The organism is Phenylobacterium sp. (assembly GCF_044372605.1).
GTDB lineage: Bacteria > Pseudomonadota > Alphaproteobacteria > Caulobacterales > Caulobacteraceae > Phenylobacterium.
Window position 1 is genome coordinate 1 of sequence record NZ_JBILRO010000154.1, and the last position, 8,432, is coordinate 8,432.

An 8,432-nucleotide genomic window follows, 5' to 3' on the forward strand; every position below is an offset into this window, starting at 1 on the left:
CCGATCGCATCGGCCAGCAGGCCGACATCAGGAAGCTGGACATGGCGTTCCTCGAGATCGAGAGCACCAATGCCGAGGGCGGCCAGAGCCCGCCCCCGATCCAGGCGGCGGAAGGGGAGACGGCGCGCACCCCAATCCTCGTCGTCGGCTATCCTGCCCGGCCGGGCATGGCGGCCGTCACTGATCCCAGCACCAACACCGTCTCGCTGGACATGCTCGATCGTCTCTTCGAGATCTATCACAACGACTACGGCGTGAAGTACGCGAGCCCGGGCGAGGTTGCCGCGGAGGCACTGGCCGGCGACGTCCGACGTTGGGGTTTCAGCCACGACGCCACGACGCTGGGCGGGAATTCAGGGTCGGCGATCATCAACCTGCAGACCGTGCGGCTGCAGGGCCTTCACTTCGGTGGCGCGCCCCTGCGCCGCAACCTCGCTCACGACCTGGCCAAAGTGCGCGACGCGGCCCGGGCCGAGGGGATGATCGATCCGGCGATCTTCGAACGCCTGAGCTGGTAGCCGGCCCGTGGCCCCCCCGCTCAGTGTCCAAGACCGCTTCAGGCGCGCCCGAAACGCCGTGGACGGCCTCACAGCGCCACGGCTGGGGTTTCGGCAGTTCTTTGATGCCTTCATGGCCGAACTACCGCCGGACGCTGCAGCCGCGCGACCCAGCTCCTTTCTTCATGCGGTCTTCCTCAGCGACCGCGCGCTGGCGGCGACCTCGAGCGCCAGGACCTACGATCCCGCGGATGCGGAAGACGCCGCCGCGCTGGCTCTGAGCGCCCTTGGGGACGTCGAGACCATGGCGCATGCCGCGGCATGCGCGGTCGCGGCCGGCCTCTTCGACAATCCCGATACCGCGGCGGCGAAGGTCTCAGCGACCCGTGGGGCGCAGGCGGCGCGAATTCGCAAGGCCTTCGGCGCAAGGGTCTTCCGGGCCCAGCTGCAGAATTCGCAGCTCCAGCAACTGATCGGTCCGGACACGACCTTCATGGATCCGGACAAGCTGCTGCCAGCGCTCCTCCTGGCGCGCCAGCGCCTGTGCCGCGTGGAGGTGGTCGTCTCCGGCGGAGGTACGTCAAAGGGGACGGGCTTCCTCATTGGCCCCTCCACCGTGCTGACCAACTGGCACGTGGTGGAGCAAGCCGCCGGGCCGCCGCTGGTGCATTTCGACTATGGGCAGACGACGGGCCTTCCGATCGCGGAATCGTCGGTCGTGCGGGCGCGATCAGTGTGGCTCGTCAAGATGAGCCCTACCGGCAACTATCGAAAGGACGACGAGACAAATTGGTGGACCGACGCGGCGACGCGGGCTGCCTGGCGGACGGCGCGCGCCGGCGAGCTCGACTATGCCGTCGTGCACCTGGAAGGCATGCCAGGCCTGATGCGAGGTTGGTACGACCTGGCCGAAACCCCTACGGCAGGCGCCAGAGGATCCTGCTTGGTCCTGCACCACCCGAACGGCCAGGGGCGCACTCTGACCCATGGCGAGTTCTGCCTGCACGATGGCTTCGCGGCCGCGCCGCGCCTGTTCCACACCGCCTCCACCGCCGTCGGCTCCTCCGGAGGCCTGGTGCTCGACAGCGCCGGCCGACCGACGGCGCTTCACTATCTGGGGCTGGGTCCGGACCCCTGGAGCACCACGCCCCCGCCGACGGCTCCGAACGAAGTGGTTAACGTCGCTATCCCGCTGGGCGCGATCTTCAACGACTTGGCGAGCGGCAACGGGGAGGCGATCGCCAAGGTGCGAGAAGTCGAAGGGTCCGTACTCGTGCGGGGCTGCCTGGACGGCGTGCGGCCCGTGTTCGGGCGGCGCGAGTTGCTGAAGGCGATCCCGGAGTTGAAGTCGGGGGCCCGGCAGGTGCTCTGGGTGCAGCCGCCGGCGGGCAGCTACCTCAAGCCTGGCAAAAGCTTCACGCTCGAGATCCTGGGCGCCTTCTTCCGCGCGACCGAGGATGTGTTCATCAAGATCGGGGCCGACCGCGTGCTTCCGGGCGCGAAGGCGATGGCTGCTATGATCCTGGGCGAGCTTTCGGCTAGCGCCGCCGCAGCCCTGCCCGACCCGGCGACAACGGAAAGCGCCTACGAGGAGACGCTGGTCTCCCGGATCCGGGAGACGATCTCAAATCGGTGGCCGAACCGCAGGATTTGGCTGGTGATCGACGACCTTGACGTCCACGAGCTGACCGACGACGGCGGCCGAGCGTTCCTCAGCACCCTCTACCATCAGGTTCGGACCATCCCGCAGTTGCGCATCGTGCTCCTTGGACTGCGCGTCAACCTCGACACCATCCCGACGGAGACCCGCGTCGTCGACGCGATCAGCGACGGCGACCTCGCCGACCCAGCCGGCCTCTTTGCGCAATGGCTGCAGCTTCGCGGCGCCGCCGCAAGGCCAATACCGCCGGAAGTCGTGGAGGTAGTGTCCGCGGCGCTGGCGTCCCATGCCGGCGCCGAAGCCCCGCTGCCGGCGATGTCCGACTTCACGGTTCGGCACCTCGCCGGCCCCCTGCGGAAGTATTTCGGCACATGACTCCCGTCGAAGCCTTCAACCTCAACCGACTGATCCTGCGGGCCGCCGTGAGTGGCCGCTTCGCGCCCGAAAAGCTGATGGCGGACCTCCCGGAGAGTCAGGTCGAGGGCGCGTCGGGGCCCCTCAGCCTAGTCTGCGATGAGGACCCGGTGGGGGCGGGACGCGCCTGGATCCTGCAACCCGCCGTGCGCCGCCAGGCGCTGGCCGGCCTCGCCGACGAGGCCGCAGTGAAGGCGGCGCTAAAAGGTGCACCGCCGCCTGCATCGGGGGATCTCTTTGCGACGGCGTTGCGGCGTTTGCTGCAGGGGCGGCCGCTCATGGTTCCCAAGGGAGCTGGCGAAGCGGAACTCGAAGCCGCCCAGCACGCAGCCTTGCAGTTTGCACAAGCCGCGCCGGTCGTAGATCGGACAGCGTGCAATGAGGCGTTCAACCAGAGCCGAAGCCGCATCGCTCAGCGCCGCCGGGCGCAGGCCCTGAAGACGGTGCTTCCGCGCGATCTGGTGGGCCGACGTGACGAGCTCGCTGCGCTGCGAGCCTTCGCGACTGGCAAGGAACGGGACGTCCGGCCTAAGCTAGTTACCGGCGTCGGCGGCGTAGGGAAGTCGGCGCTGGTCGCGGCTGTAGTGCAGGAGATCGCGCAGGGCGGCCGCACGACAATCCTCCTGGACTTCGACCGTGCCGACCTTTCTGCGGGCGATCCCCTGCCTATCGCGCGCGAGATCTTCCGCCAACTCGAGAGCGCCTGGCTTGCCCGCACCGAAGCGCCGTTCCGAAAGGCCGCGCAGATCATTGCTGAGATTCGCACGCGGATCCGCGAACTAGAGGCTCGGGCGACCCGGGAAAAGGCCGACAGCCAGTTGGCGTTCGTCTTCAGTGAACTGCTCCCGCGACTGAGGGGCCTCCCGCTTCGCGTGCGCAAAGCCGGCGTCTTGGTGGTCATGGACAGCTTCGAGGTCATTGCGGGCCGTGGCCCGGTTGTGGTCCGCCGCATCCTCAAGTTCGAGCAATACTTGCGTAGCGAAGCCGTCTTGGATGGCGTCCGCACGGTGATCAGCGGGCGCGAAGCGCCCTTCCAGAGCGACGCAGAACTGAAGCGGCGCTGTGGTGACGCTGACCGCCGTATTCGCGTTGAGGGCCTGGGCGAGGAGCATGGGGCCCTTCTGCTCAAACGGCTCGATACGACCCGCCGCTTCCCCGCGATCGCCGATCGGCGGCGCGCGGCCGCAGCCCTTGGCGGGCACCCGCTCGCACTAATGGTGCTCGAGCGGTTCGCGCGGGACCAGTCGGAGGCGGAGATTGCCGAGCTGCTGGCCGATCTCGAAGCGAACAAGGGGTTCGCAGCAGAGTTCGCGCAGGCGTTCGTCTACACCCGCATCCTCGACCGTCTGCATGATCCCGAGCTCGCAGCCCTGGCCCATCCGGGCCTCGTGCTGCGCGAGGTCAGCGCTGACCTAATCCGGCTTGTCCTGGCCGGGCGCACAGAGCTGGGCGACATTTCCAAGGAGCGTGCGGAACGGTTGCTGAAGAAGCTCGCGGGTCAGTTTTGGCTGGTAGAGCCACTCCGCAAAGGGGTCTGGCGCCATATACCCGACCTGCGTCGCCTGATGCTTCCAGGACTTTTCGCCGGTCCGACGGCGCGGGATGAGGGCGGCGAGGCCGAGCGCAAGCGCAAGCTAAAGATCCACTCGATCAAGGTCTGCCATGCGGCCTCGGCCTTCTACGCGAAGGGCCCCAAGTCCGACGACCCGGCGTATGGCAGCTGGCGTCGGATGGCCTATCGCGACCGCAAGGCGCAGGCGACCTACTATCGCGCGCTAGCGGGCATCCGGCCACCGCCGACAATGGACCGGACTGCGGCCGCCGAACTTCGGGCAGGTATCGGGTCGGATTTCAACGACCTGCCGCCGGCTTGGCGTGCGGTGGTCAAGGTCTCGCTCGGGGAACTGAAGGAGCTGACGGACGCAGAGCGGGCGACCCTCCAGGGTTCGACGGCGCGTGCAGCGAAGCGCGTCGCCGATGAAGTGGCGATCACTTCAGGACGGGAGGAGGAAGTCATTGCGACCGCCGTGCTGCCAGGCCCAGTCGGCGAAGCTCAGGTCGAGGACCTTGAGCAGCAGATTCGCGCCGCCTTCGCGCTTGGCGAGTTCGAAATGGTCGTGCCTCACGCGGAAGCGCTTCTTCACCACTGGTCTGCCGGTAGAATCTCGTCTGAGAGCCTGCGCCAGGCCGAACAGTTCCAAATGTCGCAGTCGGCTCCCTGGCTCGCAGCTCTCATCCTGGCGGCTCAGGGTCGGATGGGCTTCTGGGAGGAGCTTCCGGATCGCGGCCCGCCTACGCAGGGCGACATCTTGCTGACCATTCTGGCTGCGGGCCACACATCGCGCGGCATGCGGCTGGATATGATGTTCCGGGGCGACCGCGGCCGCCTGTCCGGTGTCGACGGACTGAGACTGGCGGCCAAGATCCTGGGGGACGAAATCAAGTGGAGCGGCCCGGAAATCTCCGTTGAACAGACGGCCTTGGCGTTGGGAGACCCGGCGGTCCTGACGGCTTTGGCCGAAATGCTACAGCGCCAGCCGAAAAGCGGCATCCCGACACTGCTCGCGCCGATTGCTCGCGGTGCGCCCGATCTCGCGACCTACAACGACGTGTACCGCAAACCCATACCGGCCGGACTGGGCGCGGTGCGGAAGGAGGATCTGAAGCGGCCCGAGCTCTGGCAGGCGTTGCGGGGCTTGACGCCGGAACTTCACGAAACCGCGGCCCGCCTGCTTGCCGCGATGCCCGATCACGGCCGGATGGAACTCATTGAGGCTGTCGCCGAGACCGCTAGGACATGGCCTCGGGACCTCTGGTTCCATCCCGCACCGGGACAGGCGGTCATAGAACGAGGCCCGCGCCGCACCTTCGAATCGCCGCACGCCCTGATCGTGGTGCAGGCCGCCGATCGATGCGGCGTGTTGCTGGAGCTTCTCAACAAGCTTCCCACAGGGCCTAGCACCGAGACGCTGCGGAGCATGCACGATGTCATCACCAAGCAGTTCTTCCGCCCGTTCGGTGAGCAATAGCCCTGAAGGTCCACTGACGTTGAACTGCGCCGCAGGCGCGCTGGAGGACACCCATGCTGCCTTCAAATCTGACATCACAGATGGGGCCAGCAGCCCACGCCATCTTGCGGCCTATCCTCGGCATCGGCGCCGCCAGTTATGGCCAGGCGACGCCCCAGCGCTAGGAGGACTTCGTCGCCGCCTTCGTGTTAGGCGCGATGCCTCAGATCGCCCAGGCATGGAGCGCCATTGTCTCGGGTCAGGGCTACAGCCTTACCGTCCAGGCGGTGTTTGTCCACGGCCGACCGCAGGTGACGTTCACTGCCTCGGGAAACGTTTCCGGCCTGCCGGCGTCCTGCCAATGCGAGCTGGCCGATTTGCTTCTGGTCATTGACGATCAGACGGCTCCGTTGCCCGGCTTGCGCCGGGCGGCGCTCGTCCAAGCCAAGATGATCAAGGCCTCCGGCTCGGCGCGCCTGCGGGCCAATGATCTCGTTCAGCTCGACCTCCTCCAGAACTGGCCTACCTTCAAGATGATGGGCGCGGGATACAACCTGATGCGCAATCGCGATTTCACGGCAGGAGTCAGCAGTACGACAGCGGACCGATCTGGAAGCTATGGCGCGATAGATGCCAGGTCGTCGCCACCCGACTGGCTGCAATCCCTCCCGTCATCGGTGGCCGGGCCACCGCCCGGTTACATCGTCTACAACGCAGGTCAGGACCTGGGCGACTACTTTGCCATGATGGCCGATGGAGTGAGGCCCACCGGTCGCCGCGCCACGCCGGGCGGCGCCGACGACTGGTCCTACACGATCGACGAACTGCTCAATGTGACTGGGGGGCGTGCGCTCAACCTCGCGTCGGTCACACGGCCGGCCCAGCGCGGGGTGCTCTTCCCGGTAAAGCTGAATGTCCCTGAGGGCGCGGGGTCGACGCTCGGGCTTGGCTGGGAACTGGGGAACCACGGCGCCGGGGTTGTGGGAAGGCCGACCTTCGAGGGGCCTGGGGAGCGCCAGGGCCTGAGATTCGTGCATGTGATCCTCCGCCGGGCCGAAGGCGGCTAGATGCGAGGGGCGTCGTCTCGGCAAAGAGAAACGAGCTCAGTCCGAGATTGTAGACTGACACGGGATCGCCTTATGATTACGTTCCTGCGCCGGGGGCACGTATGCAACGTGATCAACAGACGACAAGCCAAGCGCGGCGCTGGTTCGCCAGCTTGTTTTCTGTCCTGATCCTTTGGCCATCCTGGGCCGCCGCCCAACAGGTGACGCCTTCGGCACGGGTGCAGACCCAAGTGATCGTGCGCGAACGTCCGATGGGCGCGCCCGCGCGCCGGATCGGCGTGCTGCAGAAGGGCGAGGCCGCGCAGCTTCTGGAAAGTGTGCCCTACTTCTATCGGGTCCGCCTGCCCAATGGCGCGGAAGGCTATGTGTCGAAGCGCTGGACGGACCGGACCACCGGCTCCGCGGTGCCGGCGCCCGGCGGGATGCTTTCGATGCACTTTATCGATGTGGGGCAGGGTGACGCCACCTTGGTGGAGTGCCCGAACGGCTCGACGATCCTGATCGACGCGGGCAGCACCAGCGGCCAGGACTCGGACGAGGTGCAGGCCTATGTCAACGGCGTGCTCGACAAGCATGGTGGCGACCTGGCCACCTCATCGTTTCGCACCCCGACGCCGACCACTACAACCTGCTGGAGGAGGTTCTCAACGACGTGCGCATCCGCCGAGCCTGGTTCGTGGGTGAGCGGAAAGACTACGCCGACAAAGGGTTCTTCGAATGGTTGGGATTGACGCCAGACGCCCACCGGGTCCTGCAGCCGGACGACCACGATCCTGAAGTCACCGCGAATGGGTCGATCAGTTGCGGCGCGGCGCGGATCTGGATCCCGGCGGCGGCCGTGGAAGCCTCCAAGAGCTACAAGAACGCGATGAGCATCGTGGTCATGATCCGTTATGGCGACTTCGAGGCGGTGATCACCGGCGATGCGACACACGACACCGAAGAGGTGATCCTGGAGCGTTACGGTCGGGCTTGGCTCGACATCGACCTGCTTCGTGTCGGCCACCACGGCAGTCTCGCCACCTCGACCTCCGTGGTCTGGGCCGACGCGCTATCGCCGAAGGTCTCAATTCTGAGCGCGGGCTACGAAAACAGCTACGGGCACCCGCGCGGCGAGGTGGTTGACCGGCTCCTGCCGCACGCCGCAGCAAGCCCCGCCCATCGCTTCCGTTCCGCAACGCCGAACCGCCGCGATGAGGGGCCGAAGTACGATTTCACGACGAAGACAACCTCCAAGGCGATCTATGCAACGGCCGCCAGCGGAACGATCGTGGTGACTACCAGCGGCACTGGATACGCCCTTTCAACAGAGCGGGAGTAGGCCCGGGGACCTAGAAGACAAGGGGGTTGCGTGAATGTAAGTTTCCCCCATAAATTGCGTTAATACTGTAGCCTTTGGTGCGAGGGAGACATGGATCCGACGTCAGCGATTATTCTCGGCTGCTTGGGCGGGGCCGTGCCGGATGTCTTGCGGGTGATCGGTAGCCGCTACGGACCCCTGCCGGAATACCTCGGCCGGCCCTACTTCTGGTTCAGCCTTGTGCTACTGGTGATTATTGGTGGGCTGGCGGCCTATCTGTCGACGCCTGGCACGGCGGTCGAAGCGCTGGCGATCGGGTTTTCAGCCCCGGAAATCCTCTCGCGTCTGCTCAAGCGAGAGCCCGTGCGTCCGGCGCCGCCCGGCGCGCCCGGCGCGCCTGGCGCGCCTGGCGCGCCGTCGCTGCAGACCGCGGCCCCTGCACCTGCGCGACCCGCAACGTTGCAAGACTACTGGGCGGCCTAGGGA

Annotated in this window: 6 protein-coding genes and 1 pseudogene; all 7 read left to right on the forward strand. The window is 66.7% G+C overall.

All coding sequences use genetic code 11. The features are described from left to right. Positions 1-518, forward strand: a pseudogene (locus ACIQ42_RS12510) (hypothetical protein); the annotation flags it as partial. 58 nt (positions 519-576) lie between these two features. Further along, positions 577-2,532 (forward strand): trypsin-like serine peptidase, encoded by a 1,956-nt coding sequence (locus ACIQ42_RS12515; protein ID WP_397422525.1) that lies wholly within the window; start codon positions 577-579, stop codon positions 2,530-2,532. After that, the gene (locus ACIQ42_RS12520; protein WP_397422526.1) at positions 2,529-5,600 is read left to right on the forward strand and encodes a hypothetical protein; all 3,072 of its coding nucleotides are present in this window, start codon (positions 2,529-2,531) and stop codon (positions 5,598-5,600) included. The genes ACIQ42_RS12515 and ACIQ42_RS12520 overlap by 4 nt, the downstream gene beginning before the upstream one ends. Positions 5,601-5,797: 197 nt before the next feature. Then, on the forward strand, positions 5,798-6,646 hold the full coding sequence (locus ACIQ42_RS12525; RefSeq protein WP_397422527.1) for a hypothetical protein: 849 nt from the start codon (positions 5,798-5,800) through the stop codon (positions 6,644-6,646). A gap of 230 nt (positions 6,647-6,876) precedes the next feature. Then, entirely contained in the window at positions 6,877-7,377 is a 501-nt protein-coding gene (locus ACIQ42_RS12530; RefSeq protein WP_397422528.1) for an SH3 domain-containing protein, read from the forward strand. Then, positions 7,299-7,967: a ComEC/Rec2 family competence protein gene (locus ACIQ42_RS12535; protein ID WP_397422529.1), complete on the forward strand. Its 669-nt coding sequence runs from the start codon at positions 7,299-7,301 to the stop codon at positions 7,965-7,967. The genes ACIQ42_RS12530 and ACIQ42_RS12535 overlap by 79 nt, the downstream gene beginning before the upstream one ends. A 90-nt stretch (positions 7,968-8,057) precedes the next feature. Next, entirely contained in the window at positions 8,058-8,429 is a 372-nt protein-coding gene (locus tag ACIQ42_RS12540) for a hypothetical protein (protein ID WP_397422530.1), read from the forward strand. The last annotated feature ends 3 nt before the right edge of the window (positions 8,430-8,432 follow it).